The sequence below is a fragment of the Mannheimia cairinae genome (assembly GCF_028649535.1).
Classification (GTDB): domain Bacteria; phylum Pseudomonadota; class Gammaproteobacteria; order Enterobacterales; family Pasteurellaceae; genus Mannheimia; species Mannheimia cairinae.
Window position 1 is genome coordinate 163,599 of record NZ_JAQSJE010000003.1, and the last position, 15,982, is coordinate 179,580.

Below are 15,982 nucleotides of genomic sequence, written 5' to 3' on the forward strand. Positions count from 1 at the left end.
CTAGGGAAATGGAGTAAACGTAAATGAAGTTTTTAAAGAAAATTCGTAAACGCTGGCAGAGCTGGCGTTTTCATCAACAAAAGCCAACTGTTGCAGAACGCCGTGATTTATTAGCCATTGCCACTAAACAAGGCGTAGAAAACCCGGTTGGGCGAGCAAGACGGAGAGAGTCGTAATGGATTTATTAACACTTTTTTGGGAGTTTATCCGTACGAATTTTGGCTTTATCTCCGCCCTGATTACGATTATTGCCGGGGCATTTTGGCTGAAATTAGACAGTAAATACGCCAAGAAAAATGATATTGGCGAATTACTGGAAATTGCCAAAAGCCACGATAACCGCTTAACCACCCTTGAAACGAAGGTAGAAAACCTGCCGAGTGCGGTGGACGTTGAAAAACTGAAAACCTTAGTTACTGATGTGAAAGGCGATACAAAAGCCACCTCAAAACAGGTGGATAGTATCAGCCACCAACTCGGCTTATTGTTAGAAGCAAAATTAAAGGAATGATATGTCGTTAAGAGATTTACTCACCCAAGACCAACGGCTTGTGATTTTACGCAGCCTTGCTGAAGCCGGTTACGATGCCAATGAGTCAATTATTAGTGATTGCCTAGATTTATACGGTCACGATATTAGCCGTGATTTAGTTAGATCGCACTTAGAGTGGTTGGAGGAACAAGGCTTAATTACCTTGGAGCGTTTGCGTGACGGTTATATGGTGGCAAGCATTACCCAGCGTGGCTTAGATGTTGCTCAAGGGCGTATTGTGGTTAGTGGTGTTAAACGCCCTCGCCCGAAAATTTAAACGATATTTAAGGAGCGTTTAAATGAGCGAGAAAAATACTCGTGGTCGAGCATCAAAAGTCGATTTACTGCCGCCGAATATTAAAACCCAACTGGCGATGATGTTGCGTGATAAGCAGTACCCACAGTCACAAATTTTAGAAGAAATTAATGACTTAATTCGGGATTGTGGCTTGCCTGATGAAATGCTGTTAAGCAAAACCGGCTTGAACCGCTACGCAAGCCGTATGGAACGCTTAGGGGCAAAAATCCGCAATGCCCGTGAAGTCGCTGAAATTTGGACGAAGCAATTCGGTGAAATGCCACAAACCGACATCGGCAAAACCTTAATGGAAATGGTGAAGCAAATTGCCTTTGAAACCTCGTTGAAATTAGGCGAACAAGAAGGCGGTATTGAACCCAAACAGCTCGCTTTACTCTCGTCTGCTATTCAACGCTTAGAACAAGCGGAAAGTTTGAGCTTTAAGCGTGAACAGGCGATCCGCAAAGAGGTGGCCCAACAAGCCGCCGAAACTGCTGAAAAAGTGGTGGCACAAGCCGGTTTATCGAAAGACACCGTAGATAGGCTAAAAGCTGAAATTTTAGGAATAGTGTAATGACCTTACCTGATTTTATCCCCTTTGACCCGAACGAGCTGCTGCTCGGCTATCAAAAACGCTGGATAGCAGACGATAGCCAACTCAAGATTGCGGAAAAATCCCGCCGTACCGGTTTAACGTGGGCGGAAGCGGCTGATGATGTCTTAATTGCCTCACGCACCAAAGCCGGTGGTGGCTCTGATGTTTTCTACATCGGCTCAAACAAGGAAATGGCACGGGAATTTATTGATGCATGTGCAATGTGGGCAGCGAAATTTAACCGTGCAAGCGGTGAAATTCAGGAAGAAATTTTCAATGATGAAGATAAAGATATTCTCACTTATGTGATCTACTTTTCATCGGGCTTCAAAATCAAAGCCTTATCCAGCAACCCGAAAAACCTGCGGGGTATGCAAGGTGTGGTAGTGATTGATGAGGCAGCGTTCCACGAATACCTTGCCGAAGTGTTAAAAGCAGCGTTGGCTCTCACAATGTGGGGAGCGAAAGTACGCTTAATCTCCACCCACAATGGGGCGGATAATCTGTTTAACGAACTGATTTTAGACAGCCGTGCCGGTAAAAAACGTTATTCAATTCACACTATTACCCTTGATGATGCCTGTGCTGAAGGCTTGTATCAGCGTATTTGCCAAGTAAGCAAGCAGGAATGGACAGCGGAACAAGAAGCTGAGTGGAAAGAAAACTTGCTCAACGACACAGCAACTAAAGAAGATGCAGAAGAAGAATATTACTGCGTACCAAAGAACGGCTCGGGCTTATGGCTTTCTCGTGCCTTGATTGAACGGCAGATGAGCGAAGAGACGCCGGTTATCCGTTTTACTGCAAAAGACGGCTTTAGCCTTGTGCCTGAACCCACTCGTTATGCTGAGATTGCCGAATGGTGCGAGTTAGAGATTGAGCCACTATTAGCAACACTTAATCCTGATTTACTGCATTTTATGGGAGAAGACTTTGCCCGCTCGGGTGATATGACCTCGTTGGTGGTATTAGCTCAACAGCAAAATCTTGAGCGTAACGTCGCATTTATTGTTGAACTCGGCAATATGCCCTACAAACAACAAGAACAGATCGTGATGTTTATTCTTAAACGCTTACCACACTTTGCCGGTGGAGCTTTCGATGCACGAGGCAACGGTGGCTACTTGGCTGAGGCGGCACGAGATGAATTTAGCACCTTGATTGAGTGTGTGCAATTATCCGAAAAATGGTATCGGGAACACACAGCACCGTTTAAAGCCGCCCTCGAAGACGGTGAACTAGGTGGCATACCGAAAGATGCGGATATTTTGGCTGATTTACGTTCATTCCAAGTGGTAAAAGGCGTGCCACGCATACCCGATAAACGCACCAAAAGTGCAGACGGTAAAAACAAACGGCACGGCGATACGGCAATTTCATTACTGTTAGCACATTATGCCAGCCGACAACTGGTGCAAATGCCGGTTGAGCCGGTATCACGCCGTCCACGCCGTAGCCAACAATTAACAGAAGGATATGAATAATGCGATATATACCACTTTGTTTAATGATGTGTGCCTCATTTTACCTGTTTATCAATAACATTGATGGTTGGGGTTGGGGCATTCTTTTTTCTTTTATTTTAGCGAGTGCAGCTTATGGCAAATAAAACAAATTTAGTGAGCGAAATTGCCACCCGTGCCAGAAGTATTGATTACTGGGCATTTGGCTATTACCTGCCGAACCCCGACCCGATTTTAAAGCGAATGGGGAAAGATATTTCTGTTTACCGTGAGTTACTATCAGATGGTCAAGTTCGCTCGGGTGTACGCCGTAGAAAAGCGGCGATTAAAGGCTTAGAGTGGCGAATTACCACCACTAACAATGAGAAGGTGGACGAGCAGATTTATCAAATCTTTGACCGCTTGCCGATGAATAACCTGATTACCGAAATGCTGAATGCGGCACTTTACGGCTACCATATCAGCGAGGTTATTTGGGCAAAAGAAGGTGAATTATTTGTACCAAAAGCGATTATCGGTAAAAAGCCGGAATGGTTTGTATTTGACGAAGAAAACCAGCTGCGTTTTCGAACCAAAGAAAACTGGATTAATGGTGAGTTGTTACCAGACGATAAATTCTTGCTCACCACCCAAGAAGCCTCACAGGATAATCCTTACGGTTTGGGCGATCTCTCCCTCTGCTTTTGGGCGGCGACCTTTAAAAAAGGTGGTTTCAAATACTGGTTGGAATTTACCGAAAAATACGGCTCGCCGTGGCTGATAGGTAAACACCCTCGCCAAGCTCACAATACAGATAAAGAACGACTAGCGGATGCCTTAGAGGGAATGATTAGCTCAGCGATTGCGGTGATTCCCGAAGACAGCTCGGTGGAAATCAAAGAGGCGGCAGGCAAATCCGCCAGCACCGATGCCTTTGAAAAGTTTCTAAATTTCTGTAAGGCAGAAATCAATATCGCCTTGCTCGGGCAGAACCAAACCACCGAACAAGAAAGCAACCGTGCAAGTGCCACCGCAGGCTTGGAAGTGGTAGAAGATATTCGCTCAGACGACCAAGCGATGATTGAGGCGACCTTCAACACGCTGTTGCAGTGGATTGTGAAATATAACTTCAATGTAGAACAACTGCCGAAGTTTGAATTTTACGAGCAAGAAGCCATCAACACCGACCAAGTCGAGCGAGATCGTAAACTGCACGAAATGGGCGTGCGTTTTTCTAAAGCGTACTTCGAGCGTGAATACGGTTTTGAAGCCGGTGATATTGAGGTGCAAGCGATCGAAAAAGTGGAAAAATTTGCAAATACCGCAGAATTTAGTGAAGGACAACGCCGAACCCAAATCAAAACCCAAGTGCCAATGCCCGTGCCTATTTTGGAGCAGTTAGAACACGAGGGCGAAGCGATGGTGGATGACTGGCTACAGGGGGTTAAAGATAAACTCGCTCAAGCAGACAGTCTGGAAGATTTTCAGAGCCAGTTAGACAGCCTTATCCCTGAGCTAAGTTTTGCCGAATATGGCGAGCTGTTAGCATTAAGTTCAACAGTTGCAGAGCTGGCTGGCAGACAATCGGTAAACGATGACATCAAGGCAAAACGCAATGAGTAAATTTACTTTTGAACAGCAAGCCCAATATTTTGAGAAAAAACTCAATCTACGCACAAATAGCTATCTGGATATTCTCGGCGAAGAACACGACTATTTTTTCGTGGTCGCTGGGGCTAATCGCAACGAAGTGTTGAGTGAATTTCGCAAAGCGGTTGATGAAGCCATTCACAACGGCGAAACGCTTGAAAGTTTCCGCAAGCGTTTTGATGAGATTGTGGCGAAAACCGGTTGGGAATATAACGGCGGACGAAACTGGCGAACACGCATTATTTACGATACCAATGTTTATGGGGCGTATAACCGTGGGCGATTGCAGCAGCATTTGGAGCTTGCCGAAGATATGCCTTATTGGGAATATCAACACAACGACAACGCCCACCCACGCCCACAGCACGTTGCGTGGGACGGCTTAGTGTTGCGTTATGACGACCCGTTTTGGAAGTATCACTACCCAATCAAAGCCTACGGCTGCCATTGTACTGTGCAAGCACTTGATGATTTTGACCTGAAACACGAGGCTAAAACTCTCAGTCCACCGCCTCAAATTGAGTTTGAACAAAAAACGGTAGGGCTGCGAACAGGTAATCCACGAGTCGTAACTGTGCCGAAAGGCGTTGATGTGGGTTTTACACCGCATAATTTTGATAATCTCAAAGCCGGGAGAACAGCAAATGTAGATAAGTTGCTAATGCAAAAAATGGTTACCGCCGATCCTATATTTGCCTCCAAAGCAGTCAGTGATTTATTGGCAAAAGAGCCGGTTGCAAAGTTACATAACCAAGCCTTTAAAAATTGGGTAAATGATGTTGCCAATGCTAAAGGAAGTGCATTATCCCAAGTAGAGAATATGCAGTTGTTAGGGGTACTACCTGTTGCGGTGATTGAACGGTTACAGCAGATCAATTTAGCTCCGCAATCTGCAATTATTGCAATAACAAAAGGCGATATGGTACACGCTCTACGAGAGCTAAAACAAAATACAGGTATTGCCATACCGTTGGAATTTTGGGAAGAGCTGCCTGCAAAGTTACAACACCCCACAGCTATCTTAATTGATAAACATCAAACAGAACAAACACTATTGTTTGTATATGATGTAGCACAAACCAAAATCGCAATTAAAGTTGGCTATGAAGTCGCTTTTCAAGATAGGCACGGAGCAAAAGGACGACAAAGAGCTTTGATAAACCAAGTGGTAACCGGAAGCCTAATCAGTAATGCAGAAGCGTGGAAAGAATTCAAATCATTTGAATTGTTAGAAGGAAAATTGCCTTAAGCGGAGGAATCGAACCTCATAATGAAAGCGATGAGCTAACAACCTTTACCAGTAGGAAACACCTAAGGCAATGAAGTTACTATACGCCTAAACTATTTTTTAATCAATAACAAGGAGTCAAAAATGACAGAACAACAAGCCCCTCGTGTTACGAAAGAACACTTAGAATCAATTATCACAAATAAAGCCTTCCACCGTTTAAGTGAAACATTAACGGTTTGCGTGCTGACTTTACACAATGGTTTTACTGTTACAGGCGAATCGGCTTGCGTATCTCCAGCCAATTATAATCAGGAGATTGGCGAAAAAGTCGCTTATCAAAATGCCTTTGATAAGTTATGGCAATTAGAAGGTTATGCCCTCAAAAATAAATTAGCCGGTTTCTAATGATTAAGATCACCCTTAACCACACGCAAGCGGTCAATTCTTTGCAAAAAATTGCAAATCAGCTTGAGCAACCTCGGCGACTGTATGGCATTTTAGGGGAAACCCTAAAGAAAATTCACATGGCACGCTTTAAAGCGGAGCAAGACCCTGATGGTAAAAATTGGAAACCGTTAGCCAGTAGCACGCTTGCTTTAAAACGTAAACGAGGTAAGTCCACCAAAATCTTACGGCAAGACGGCTACCTTGCCGATAAAACGGCTTACAATGTCACAAATGATAATGTTGAGTTTGGCTCACAAGAAGTCTATGCCCGTTTACATCAATTTGGTGGTAATGCCGGTCGGGGTAAAAAAGTGGCTATTCCGGCTCGACCGTGGTTAGGCGTAGGCGATAAAGATGAGCAGTTGCTTTTACGCAAAGCTGAGTGGCATTTAGGGCAAATTATTGGTCGTATGGGCAAATAACGGCTGAAAATCAAATTTAACGCATAGAAACGCCGCTGTGCGTTTTTATTTTCTATTCGCCTGATTATTCGGTTAGAAAAATTTAAACGCTTGTAGGGCGATTTAAACGGCATTTAAACGGTATTGCATATCTATATAAATTTACTTTTCTTATTTTCCTCCTCAAAAATCTTTAAACCAGTTTAAAAGCTATTCCACCGCTCATTCCTTATTATTGCCCCATCACGGAGGCAATATGACCCAAATTGAAATTTTTAAAGCCGGTAAGCGTTATGATGCTAATGGTGTTTTAACCGAAATTACCCCTGAAATGTTGCAACAAACGGTTGCGACTTATAACCCCGAATTTCACGAAGCCCCATTGGTGATTGGACACCCGAAATCAAATAACCCTGCTTGGGGTTGGGTAAAAGCTCTTTCACTTGAGGGTGATGTGCTAAAAGCTGAAGTAGATCAGCTAGACACCGAATTTTCAGAAATGGTCGCCACAGGCAAATTCAAAAAAGTGTCAGCTGCGTTTTATTTACCTGATAGCCCTAATAACCCACATAAAGGCGTGTTATCGCTCCGTCACGTTGGTTTTTTAGGGGCAATGTCACCGGCGGTGAAAGGCTTAAAGCAGGTGGAGTTTGCCGAAGACGATGAGTTTGTTGAGTTTTCGGAATGGGGACAAGCCAATCTATTTAGCCGTTTGCGTGATTGGCTAGTCAGCAAATTTGGTGTTGATGAGGCAAATAAAGCTCTCCCGCCACACGAAGTGGACTGGCTAAAAGAAGATGCAATGCGTGAACAAATTATTAAACAGGTGCAAGCCGAACAGGTAACACCTGAACCGATTTTCAATGAACCCGCACAACCAGAAGGAGAACCTGAAATGAGTGCAGAAGAGAAAGAAGAGCTTGAACGCTTGAAAGCTGAAAACGATAAGCTCAAAGCCGAAAAAGCTCAAGCTGAAGCGGAAAAGGCAGAAGCAGAACTGGAAGCCGAAAAGGCAGGTAATGCTGAGTTTTGCGAAGGCTTAGTTGCTGAGGGCAAACTTGCCCCTGTTGTCAAAGAAGCCTTTATTCAGGCTTTAAATAACCTTTCAGAGCTGAAAGCCGGCCGTGAACCGGAGTTTAATGAAGGCGAAGATGTGGTTTCACAGTTAAAAGCTGCAATGTCGCAATCACCTCAGATTATCCAGTTTGGTGAGTTTGCCACAGCGGATAAAGCTAAAGAGCCTGAAGCTGATGAAGTGGCATACTCTGAACACGATGATCCGGCTCGTATTGAGTTAGACCGCCGTGTGCGTGCGTATATGAAAGACCACGACGTGGACTATGGCACAGCCTTAGCTGCGGTGCAGTAATGTAATGTTTAATTAAAAGGAAAACAAAATGTCAGGACAAGTAGTAAAACAACGTCTTACCGACCCAGTGCTTACGAACCTTGCGTTAGGTTATCGCAATGAAGAGTTTGTGGGAACAAATCTATTGCCGATTGTTGAAATCCCGAAAGAAGGGGCAAGACTACCTCGCTTTGGTAAAGAAGCCTTTGTGGTGGAAAGCGATGAGCGTGAACTGCACGCTGCAAGCAACAAAATCACTCCGGCAAAAGTGACCTCTGACCAAATCGCCTTAACGGAAAAAGATTTGGCGTATCCAATCGACTACCGTGAAAACAACGAAGCCGACTTTGCTTACGAACAGTATGCGGTGAATTTGGTGTCGGAAAAATTAGCCTTAAACCGTGAAAAGCGCATTGCCACCTTAGTGACCAATGAAGCCTCATACGGCACAAACAATAAAGTAACGCTTTCCGGCACAAGCCAATTCAGCCATAAAGATTCCGATATTTTCGGTGTATTTGATGATGGTTTTGAAGCGGTGCGTAAAGCCGGTGCAGGTGCAGTAAATACTATCGTCATTCCGGCAAATGTATGGGCGGAACTGCGTTCACACGTGCAAATTGTGGAAGTGTTAAAACGCCGTGGCTTGCAACGCTTAACGCCGGCATTGCTTGCTGAAATGTTGGCTGAAGACGGTCAGAAATTAAATGTTTCGGTCGGTCGTGCCAGCTATCGTGCCACCCTTGATGGTGTCGATACGCCGATTTGGGCAAACGATATTGTAATGGCTCACGTGGCAAAACCGGATGCAAACGGCAAGCACTTTATGTACAACCCATCGTTTGGTTACACCTTCCGCCGTCAAGGGGCGTTAGTGGTGGATAAATACGATGAGGTAGGCGGTAAAGTCTATAACGTGCGTGCCACTGATATTAACAAAGAATATTTGTTAATGGCGGAAGCAGGCTACTTAATTAAGTCTGCGGTGTAACCACAACTGAATCTAGCAATGGGGCAAAAGATATTTTGCCCTATAGATAATATCTCAAAAGGAAAAAACTATGCCTAAATTTATCGTACTCAATACCCCAATTTTACACAATGGCAAACGCTATGAAGTCGGTGCAGAAATTGAATTAACTGCTGAACAGGCAGAAAACAATGCGATCAACTTACAAGTGATTTTGGAAGAGCCAAAAGTACCTAAGCAGCCTAAAGAGCCAAAACCACCCAAAAATGGTACACCTGAAGATGAGCAAAAGTTAGAAGAAAACGGTTCAATCGTTACAGATGAAGATGTAAAACTCGCTGAAGAAAACATCGCAGAAGCTGAAAAAACAAAGGGCAATAAACGTTAATGTACATACAGATTGATGAGCTACTCGCTGCCTTTAGTCGCAAGATTATGGTGCAGCTCAGTAATGATGACCCGGCAGCGACCGAGCCAAATTTAAACGTGCTTGAAACGGCTGTTAAAGTCGCCAATGAACGTATCGATGCGGCGTTACGCTCTCGCTACACATTACCGCTTGCAGAAGTGCCAACGCTTATCAATCAGCACGCATTAACCCTTGCCCGTTATTGGCTTTACTCACGTCGTCCGGAAACCAAAATGCCTGATACGGTCGAAAAAACCTATCAGCAAGCGGTGAAAGAATTGGAACAAATTGCAAACGGTAAACTCCATTTGGGGATTGCCGAAAGTAAGACGGAACAATCGGACGACTTGCTACCTGATAACAATGAATATGAAGTCCGTGCGAATGCACGCATTGATACGAGCCATTACTAGATGTCAGCCACACAACCGATTTTAGAGGATATTTGCCAACATTTACGGCAAGCCTTACCCGAATGGGAAGTGGCACTCTTCCCAAATGACCCAAGCACCTATCACCTTTCGCACATTAACGGTGCGGTGTTGATTAGCTATTTGGCCAGTAAGTTTGAAAAGCCCCGCACCACGCAGGCGGTGTTACAGGTTCGCCACGTTCAAATTGCTTTAACGGTACTCACCCGTGATTTGCATAATGACGAAGGAGCATTGGATTTATTGGATAAATTGCGGTTATTGGTGGTGGGGTTTAAGCCTCAAAACTGCGGGGAATGCTGGCTGATTGATGAATTTTTTAATGGCTCAAGCGAAGAAACCGGGCTTTGGCAATATCAGTTGATTTTGCAAACTGAAACCCAGCAGGTGCAAAAGGTAGAACAGGCAGATTTGCCTAAATTTGTTACCACTCATCTTCGCCGTCAAGACCAGCAGGTTCGTCCGGACTTAAAACTTAAACCGTAGGATGGGCGTTAGCCCNNGGGCTAACGCCCATCCTACAAGGAGAAAATTATGACGTTTCACCACGGTTCAGAAACAGAACGTGTCAATGGTGGCTCTGTGCCTGTGTCGGTGGTTGATAGTGCCATTATCGGCATTGTCGGCACAGCCCCAATCGGTGCAGTTAATGAATTGACCGTCTGTTTAACCAAAAAAGATTTTGCCAAATTCGGCACAATCTTAAATCAAGGTTTCACCCTACCTGATGCCTTTGATATTTTGGCACGCTATGCGGCAGGTAAGGTGTATGTGGTTAATGTGTTAGACCCTGCCAAACACCGCACGGAAGTCACAAACGAAACCCTAACCCAAGATAAAAACACCTTGATTGCTAATACAGCACATAAAGGCTTAATTAGTGTAACTGATGTAAAAATTGGTGGCCGCACATTAAGCGAAAGTGAATATGGCGTGGATTTGCAAAACGGTGTGATTACCTTAAAAGCCCTTGCCGGTGAGCAAGACCTAACCGCAAGTTATATCTATGCCGACCCGACCAAAGTCACCGAAGATGACATTAAAGGCGGCGTGGATAGCTTAACCGGTAAACGTCAAGGTTTTGAATTATTGCGTGATGGCTTTAATCTTTATGGTGCAGATGCCAAAATCTTAATCTGCCCGGAATTTGATAAAACCGCAAGCTGTGCTGCTGCCTTAGCAACCCTTGCCGACCAACTGCACGCAAAAGCGTATATCCAGTTGCCGAAAGGTACGAGCTTATCTAAGGCAATTCAAGGTCGTGGTCCGATGGGAACAATCAATGCTTCTGCTTGCAATGAGAGTGTTCGCCATTTTTACCCTTATGCAATTGGAACACACAATACGCCTGAACATTACGCCACTCATATCGCTGGGTTAAGAATGCTAGTTGATGTTGAAAAAGGTTACTGGTATAGCACTTCTAATTGGGAGCTGAAAGGTGTAATTGGAATGGAAATCCCTTTAACCGCTCGTGTTGATGATGAACAGAGCGAAACCAACTTATTAAATTCGGTAGGTATTACCACCATCTTTAATAGTTTTGGTACAGGTTTTAGATGTTGGGGTAACCGCTCAAGTAACTTCCCTGTGGAAACACATATCAGCAATTTCGAAGTGGCTTCACGCACCGGCGATATTATTGACGAAAGCATTCGCCAAGCTGAATTGCAGTTTATTGATTTGCCGATTGACGATGCGTTGCTGGATAGCTTCCTTGAAACCATTGACACTTTCTTGCGTACGCAGAAATCAATTGTTGGCTATTCGGTAAGCCTAGACTATGAATATGATTTAGTCGATGCGTTCAGCCGTGGGCAAATTCCGATTATGTATGAATATACCCCGAAACTGCCGGGCGAGCGTATCAGCAACAAATCGGTGATGACCCGTAAATACTTGGCAAACTTAGTTTCACAACGATAAGGGGAAATAAATGAGTATTGCAATTAACCAAATTGTAAACGGTAATGTTTACATTAACGGCAATAGCCAAATGGGGCGTTTGAATGAAGTTAAAATCCCTGATATTGAGTTTGAAACTATTGAGCATAAGGGCTTAGGCTTACACGGCGTGATTAAATTGCCTGCGGGTACAAATGCGATTGAAGCTGAACTGACTTGGGATAGTTTCTACCCTGAAGTGCGTGCGGTAATGCTTAATCCGTATAAAAACACCCAGTTAATGATCCGCTCTAACCTGCAAGTATTTAACTCTCAAGGCTTGGCTGCCGAAGAACCGATGGTAACAGTGATGAATGTGTCAGCCGCTAAAATCGGCGGTACAGGCCACAAAAACAAAGAAAATGCCGAGTTTGCCGACACGTTAAATGTGCATTCCATTAAGCAAACCGTGGCAGGTCGAGAGGTGTTATTTATTGATGTGCTGGCAAATATCTACCGTGTAAACGGGGTTGATGTGTTGCAGAAATTCCGCACCAATATCGGGCAGTAAAATCTTTAAAGCCGTTTAAAATCAATTTAAACACCATTTAATTAAACTCCTTTGTGAAGTTAAACAACAACCACTCACAAAGGAGTTTTTTATGGCTAACGCAGCTCAACAAGTCTTAACCAATCTTCGTGTACAAACCACCTATAAATTGGCATATCCAATTACCAAACCTGATGGTGAAACCCTTACCGAATTACAAGTCCGCCGTATTAAAGCAAAAGATATGCGTGAATTTGAAGCACAAAATTTTGATGAGCATCAAGATGGTATTCGTATGGCGAATTTCTACATTTTACGCTTAACCAACCTTGTGCCTGAAGATTTAGATGAAATGGACAACCTTGATTACAACCAATTAACAACGCTGGTACTTGAGTTGATTAAAGAGGGAAAGCCCAAAGAGTAAGCGAGCTAGATGCCGTTTTTGCTGATCTCGCTTGGTGGTTTAAGTTTTCCCCAAGCGAGCTTTTGGAATTGGATTTAGTGGATATTCCCAAATGGGTGGAACAGATGAATAGGCAAGTTAAAGCGGGTTATGGGCAAATTTTACGGTAAAGCCAAATAAAAGGTAACGTTACCGTACTGAATACCAAGCCCATTGCAATACTGGCATAAGCCCAAATCCAAGCAAGTAACCCGAGAGCGATAACATAAATTATGGCAATGATACTTAAAGAGATCATTGTTAAAAATAAGCTGGCGTTTTCGGGTATATGGCTCAGCATTTCCACCCAATACACCCACGTAGCCCCAACAACCGGTATGGCAAAGCAAACCACAGCAACACCTAAGGTGAGCTTATGCCATACATCAAAGCTATCCCATTCTGAAAACACATTATTCAATTTAGTCAGCATATCAGCCTCCTTATTTATCTCTATTTTACGCTAAGGATTTCATCAATGGCAAATAATTTAGCTATCGGAATGGTAATTGGTGCCAGTCTGGCAAGCTCGTTTAAAACCTCTTTCGCAAATGCCAATAAGTCAATCGAAAACTTAAAGCAGGCTGTCAGCAAAACACAAGCACAGCATCAAAAATTAGGTAAAACGCTTTCTGAGTTACGGACAAAACAGGCAAAAGCCTATGCCGAAATGAGCCGAGCAAGTGCAAGCGGTGGTGCAGGTCTTGCCAAAATGCGGCAAGAATACAGCAAAATCGGTCAAGAAATTGCAAAAGTAAAAGCCCAGCAAACTCAATATACCAAGCTGATTGAAAAAAGTCTTGTGACCCAGCAGAAACTGGCAAAAGCAACCGCTTTGCAACAAGGTAATGCCAAATTTCGAGAAGAGCAAAAGAACAACTTTAAATCTAACCTCGTTAATGCGGCAGGTGGATATATGGTTGGCAGCTCGGTAATGAAAACCTTTATGGAGCAAGAAGATGCTGCCAATAACCTCAAAATTTCGATGATGAAAGCGGATGGTAGCTACGGTCAGTTTGAAGAAATCGGCAAAATCGCCAGCCAACTAGGCACAGACTTACCCGGCACTAAAAAGGATTTCTATAAGTTGGCAATGGCTTTGAAAAAGCAAGGTGTTTCTGACAATGTTTTAACAGGCGGAGCATTAAAGACATCGGCTGAACTGAACGTGTTATTAGATATGGATCAGGAAAGTGGGGGTGAGTTCCTTGCAAAATTTATGGAATCACATCGCTTAAGTGAAAACGAGTTACCACAGGCAGCGGATTATCTGCAACGTGCAATGTTTGCCGGAGGCTTAAGTAAGGCTCAAATGTATGAGTCGATGAAATACTATGCACCTAAGCTCAACTCAATGAAACTTACCGGGGCGGAAAATACTGAAAAAGTATTGGCAATTGAGGCAATGGCTGGTCAGCAAGGCTTAGAGGGTTCAACCTTTGGTACGGGCTTAAATATGATGCTAAGCCGTATGAATAAAGGTCCTAAGATGATTGCCCAAGCCAAAAAAGGGATGAAAGCTGAAGCCCGAGCAATGATGGAAGCTGTCGGTGTTGAATTTAATTTCTGGGATAAAAAAGGGAATTTTAAAGGCATTGACGGTATGCTGGCTGAAATGACCAAATTTGAGAAAATCCGTAAAAAATTTGGTGATGAAGGTGCAGGTTTAGTTGCAGAAGAATTATTTGGTATTGAAGGTGGTCGCCTTGCCGATATTTTGGCACAAAAAGGGGCAAAAGGTTTAGAAGAAATGCTCACCAAAATGCGTGAGCAAGCCAGCCTGCAAGAACGTATTAAGCAGAAAACGGCTACCTTAGGCTCAGCATTAGAATCTCTCGGTGGTGTGTGGGAAACTGCTGTGGGCGAAATTGGTAGCGTATTTGCTCAAGATATTAAAGATCTTGCTAAATGGCTGCAAGGGGCGATTGAAAAATACACTCCATTCATCGCCCAACATAAAGAAATCATTAAAACCGTAGCCGGTGTGGTTGCCGGTTTCGTTGGCTTGAAATTGGCATTAAGTGGTATTGGCATAGTAGCAAGTTCAGTTCTCTCGCCGTTTTTAGCGATAAATAGCACATTTAGAAAATTACAAGCTGGCATTGCAGTGTTCAGACTGACAAAAGCGAGCGGTGAAATCAGTCTGTTTGGGCGAGTTATTACCGCATTACGCAGTGGTATTACTCTCGTTGGGCGTGCTTTCGTTTTTATGGGGAGAGCATTACTCACTAATCCTATCGGTTTGATTATTACCGGCATTGCAACAGAGGCTTATCTGATTTACGACAACTGGGCAACCATCGGCCCGATGTTTGCAAATCTTTGGCAAAGTGTAACCGCTTACTTCAATAGCTTTTGGACGTGGGTGCAAGGTGTTTGGTCAGGGGTAACAGCTTGGGTATCTTCCACTTGGAATGGTGTGGCAACCTTTTTCAGTCAGTTATGGGTGACTATTACGGGCTTATTTAGCGGGGCTTGGGCAAATATTCAAACGATTTGGGGCGGAGCAACGGCGTGGTTCTCTGGTTTGTGGGAGGGTATCAAGTCTGCCGCTTTTGGTATGTTTGACAGTATCAGCCAAAAAGTCAGCTCTGTTGTGGCAAGCATTAAGAGCTTTTTAGGTTTTGGCGATGAAGTGGACAAAATGGGGGCAAAAATCGGCAATGTAGCTACCAAGGTTGTGAGCCGAGAACACGCCGGACAAATCAGTAAAACGGCTGATATGGCAGCCAATACCGGATTCTCTAGCGGTGGTTTCACCGGACAAGGCGGTAAATATACCCCGGCCGGTATTGTCCACCGTGGAGAATATGTAATGACTAAAGAAGCTACTTCTCGTCTTGGGGTCGGAATGTTGGATAGCCTGAACTATGGTGGGGCAATGATTGGTAGTATTGCTCAACCTATTCTAAGCCAGAAAAAAGGCTTTTTCGGCTCATTGTGGGATGATGTGAAATTCGGGGCAAACTTTATCGGCAATCTGCTTGGCTTAAACCAATCTAGCCTGAAAACGCCTGATTTCAATCCTAATGCAAGCGGTCAAAATCCGTCTATTTTTAGCGATTATGAGCCGTTAAACCGTAATGCCGTTACCCACACCGAAAACCGTGGCGATATTGTGGTGCATTTTAGCCCGACTATTCAAATTAACGGTAATCAAAGTAAAGAGGGTGTAATGCAAGACTTACAGCAAGCAATGAACTGGAGTAAGCAAGAGCTGGAACGCCTGATTTTAGATGTGGTGAAGCGTAGTGAAGACCAATATAGACGGAGAGCGTATTAATGTATTTTATGTTAGGGAATATCGCTTTTGAGCCGGTGGATTTAACGGAATTTAGCGAGCAACATA

Annotated in this window: 20 protein-coding genes and 1 pseudogene; 20 read left to right on the forward strand and 1 reads right to left on the reverse strand. The window is 43.9% G+C overall.

What is annotated here, in order from left to right; all coding sequences use genetic code 11:
* Nucleotides 1–23 precede the first annotated feature (23 nt).
* The 19 genes and pseudogenes from PTQ27_RS04530 to PTQ27_RS04620 form a co-directional block, all read left to right on the forward strand.
* Nucleotides 24–176 carry a hypothetical protein gene (locus tag PTQ27_RS04530; protein WP_273747872.1) on the forward strand — a complete coding sequence of 51 codons (153 nt, stop codon included), beginning with the start codon at nucleotides 24–26 and terminating at the stop codon, nucleotides 174–176.
* On the forward strand, nucleotides 176–511 hold the full coding sequence (locus PTQ27_RS04535) for a DUF2730 domain-containing protein (RefSeq protein WP_273747871.1): 336 nt from the start codon (nucleotides 176–178) through the stop codon (nucleotides 509–511). Before PTQ27_RS04530 ends, PTQ27_RS04535 begins: the two co-directional genes overlap by 1 nt.
* Nucleotide 512: 1 nt before the next feature.
* Nucleotides 513–809 (forward strand): VpaChn25_0724 family phage protein, encoded by a 297-nt coding sequence (locus tag PTQ27_RS04540; RefSeq protein ID WP_273747870.1) that lies wholly within the window; start codon nucleotides 513–515, stop codon nucleotides 807–809.
* Nucleotides 810–831: 22 nt separating this feature from the next.
* Entirely contained in the window at nucleotides 832–1,404 is a 573-nt protein-coding gene (locus tag PTQ27_RS04545) for a DUF3486 family protein (RefSeq protein WP_273747869.1), read from the forward strand.
* Nucleotides 1,404–2,909: a terminase large subunit domain-containing protein gene (locus tag PTQ27_RS04550; RefSeq protein ID WP_273747868.1), complete on the forward strand. Its 1,506-nt coding sequence runs from the start codon at nucleotides 1,404–1,406 to the stop codon at nucleotides 2,907–2,909. The genes PTQ27_RS04545 and PTQ27_RS04550 overlap by 1 nt, the downstream gene beginning before the upstream one ends.
* Nucleotides 2,909–3,034 carry a hypothetical protein gene (locus tag PTQ27_RS04555; RefSeq protein WP_273747867.1) on the forward strand — a complete coding sequence of 42 codons (126 nt, stop codon included), beginning with the start codon at nucleotides 2,909–2,911 and terminating at the stop codon, nucleotides 3,032–3,034. Before PTQ27_RS04550 ends, PTQ27_RS04555 begins: the two co-directional genes overlap by 1 nt.
* Complete coding sequence (locus PTQ27_RS04560) at nucleotides 3,024–4,490, forward strand: DUF935 domain-containing protein (protein WP_273747866.1); 1,467 nt, start codon at nucleotides 3,024–3,026, stop codon at nucleotides 4,488–4,490. Before PTQ27_RS04555 ends, PTQ27_RS04560 begins: the two co-directional genes overlap by 11 nt.
* Nucleotides 4,483–5,766 carry a phage head morphogenesis protein gene (locus PTQ27_RS04565; RefSeq protein ID WP_273747865.1) on the forward strand — a complete coding sequence of 428 codons (1,284 nt, stop codon included), beginning with the start codon at nucleotides 4,483–4,485 and terminating at the stop codon, nucleotides 5,764–5,766. Before PTQ27_RS04560 ends, PTQ27_RS04565 begins: the two co-directional genes overlap by 8 nt.
* Before the next feature lie 123 nt (nucleotides 5,767–5,889).
* Entirely contained in the window at nucleotides 5,890–6,153 is a 264-nt protein-coding gene (locus PTQ27_RS04570) for a Gp49 family protein (protein ID WP_273747864.1), read from the forward strand.
* A complete protein-coding gene (locus PTQ27_RS04575; protein ID WP_273747863.1) occupies nucleotides 6,153–6,617 on the forward strand; it encodes a phage virion morphogenesis protein in 465 nt (154 codons plus the stop codon). Before PTQ27_RS04570 ends, PTQ27_RS04575 begins: the two co-directional genes overlap by 1 nt.
* A gap of 235 nt (nucleotides 6,618–6,852) precedes the next feature.
* Nucleotides 6,853–7,965, forward strand: a complete 1,113-nt coding sequence (locus PTQ27_RS04580) for a peptidase (RefSeq protein WP_273747862.1) — start codon at nucleotides 6,853–6,855, stop codon at nucleotides 7,963–7,965.
* A 28-nt stretch (nucleotides 7,966–7,993) separates the two neighbouring features.
* Nucleotides 7,994–8,935, forward strand: coding sequence for a hypothetical protein (locus PTQ27_RS04585; RefSeq protein ID WP_273747861.1), 942 nt, complete (start codon nucleotides 7,994–7,996; stop codon nucleotides 8,933–8,935).
* A gap of 70 nt (nucleotides 8,936–9,005) precedes the next feature.
* Nucleotides 9,006–9,302, forward strand: coding sequence for a DUF7210 family protein (locus PTQ27_RS04590; protein ID WP_273747860.1), 297 nt, complete (start codon nucleotides 9,006–9,008; stop codon nucleotides 9,300–9,302).
* Nucleotides 9,302–9,736 carry a gp436 family protein gene (locus PTQ27_RS04595; RefSeq protein ID WP_273747859.1) on the forward strand — a complete coding sequence of 145 codons (435 nt, stop codon included), beginning with the start codon at nucleotides 9,302–9,304 and terminating at the stop codon, nucleotides 9,734–9,736. The genes PTQ27_RS04590 and PTQ27_RS04595 overlap by 1 nt, the downstream gene beginning before the upstream one ends.
* Entirely contained in the window at nucleotides 9,737–10,240 is a 504-nt protein-coding gene (locus PTQ27_RS04600; protein ID WP_273747857.1) for a Gp37 family protein, read from the forward strand.
* 48 nt (nucleotides 10,241–10,288) lie between these two features.
* Nucleotides 10,289–11,680 (forward strand): phage tail sheath family protein, encoded by a 1,392-nt coding sequence (locus PTQ27_RS04605; protein ID WP_273747856.1) that lies wholly within the window; start codon nucleotides 10,289–10,291, stop codon nucleotides 11,678–11,680.
* Between the two features lie 10 nt (nucleotides 11,681–11,690).
* On the forward strand, nucleotides 11,691–12,209 hold the full coding sequence (locus PTQ27_RS04610; RefSeq protein ID WP_273747855.1) for a phage major tail tube protein: 519 nt from the start codon (nucleotides 11,691–11,693) through the stop codon (nucleotides 12,207–12,209).
* A gap of 91 nt (nucleotides 12,210–12,300) precedes the next feature.
* Nucleotides 12,301–12,615, forward strand: a complete 315-nt coding sequence (locus PTQ27_RS04615; protein WP_273747854.1) for a phage tail assembly protein — start codon at nucleotides 12,301–12,303, stop codon at nucleotides 12,613–12,615.
* Between the two features lie 32 nt (nucleotides 12,616–12,647).
* Nucleotides 12,648–12,764: pseudogene (locus PTQ27_RS04620) on the forward strand (GpE family phage tail protein); the annotation flags it as partial.
* On the opposite strand, the gene PTQ27_RS04625 reads toward PTQ27_RS04620, so the two are convergent.
* Entirely contained in the window at nucleotides 12,743–13,066 is a 324-nt protein-coding gene (locus tag PTQ27_RS04625; RefSeq protein ID WP_273747853.1) for a hypothetical protein, read from the reverse strand. The pseudogene PTQ27_RS04620 and the gene PTQ27_RS04625 overlap by 22 nt on opposite strands.
* A 45-nt stretch (nucleotides 13,067–13,111) precedes the next feature.
* Between PTQ27_RS04625 and PTQ27_RS04630 the strand changes: the two genes are divergently transcribed.
* Nucleotides 13,112–15,916, forward strand: a complete 2,805-nt coding sequence (locus PTQ27_RS04630) for a phage tail tape measure protein (RefSeq protein ID WP_273747852.1) — start codon at nucleotides 13,112–13,114, stop codon at nucleotides 15,914–15,916.
* Nucleotides 15,917–15,982 lie beyond the last annotated feature (66 nt).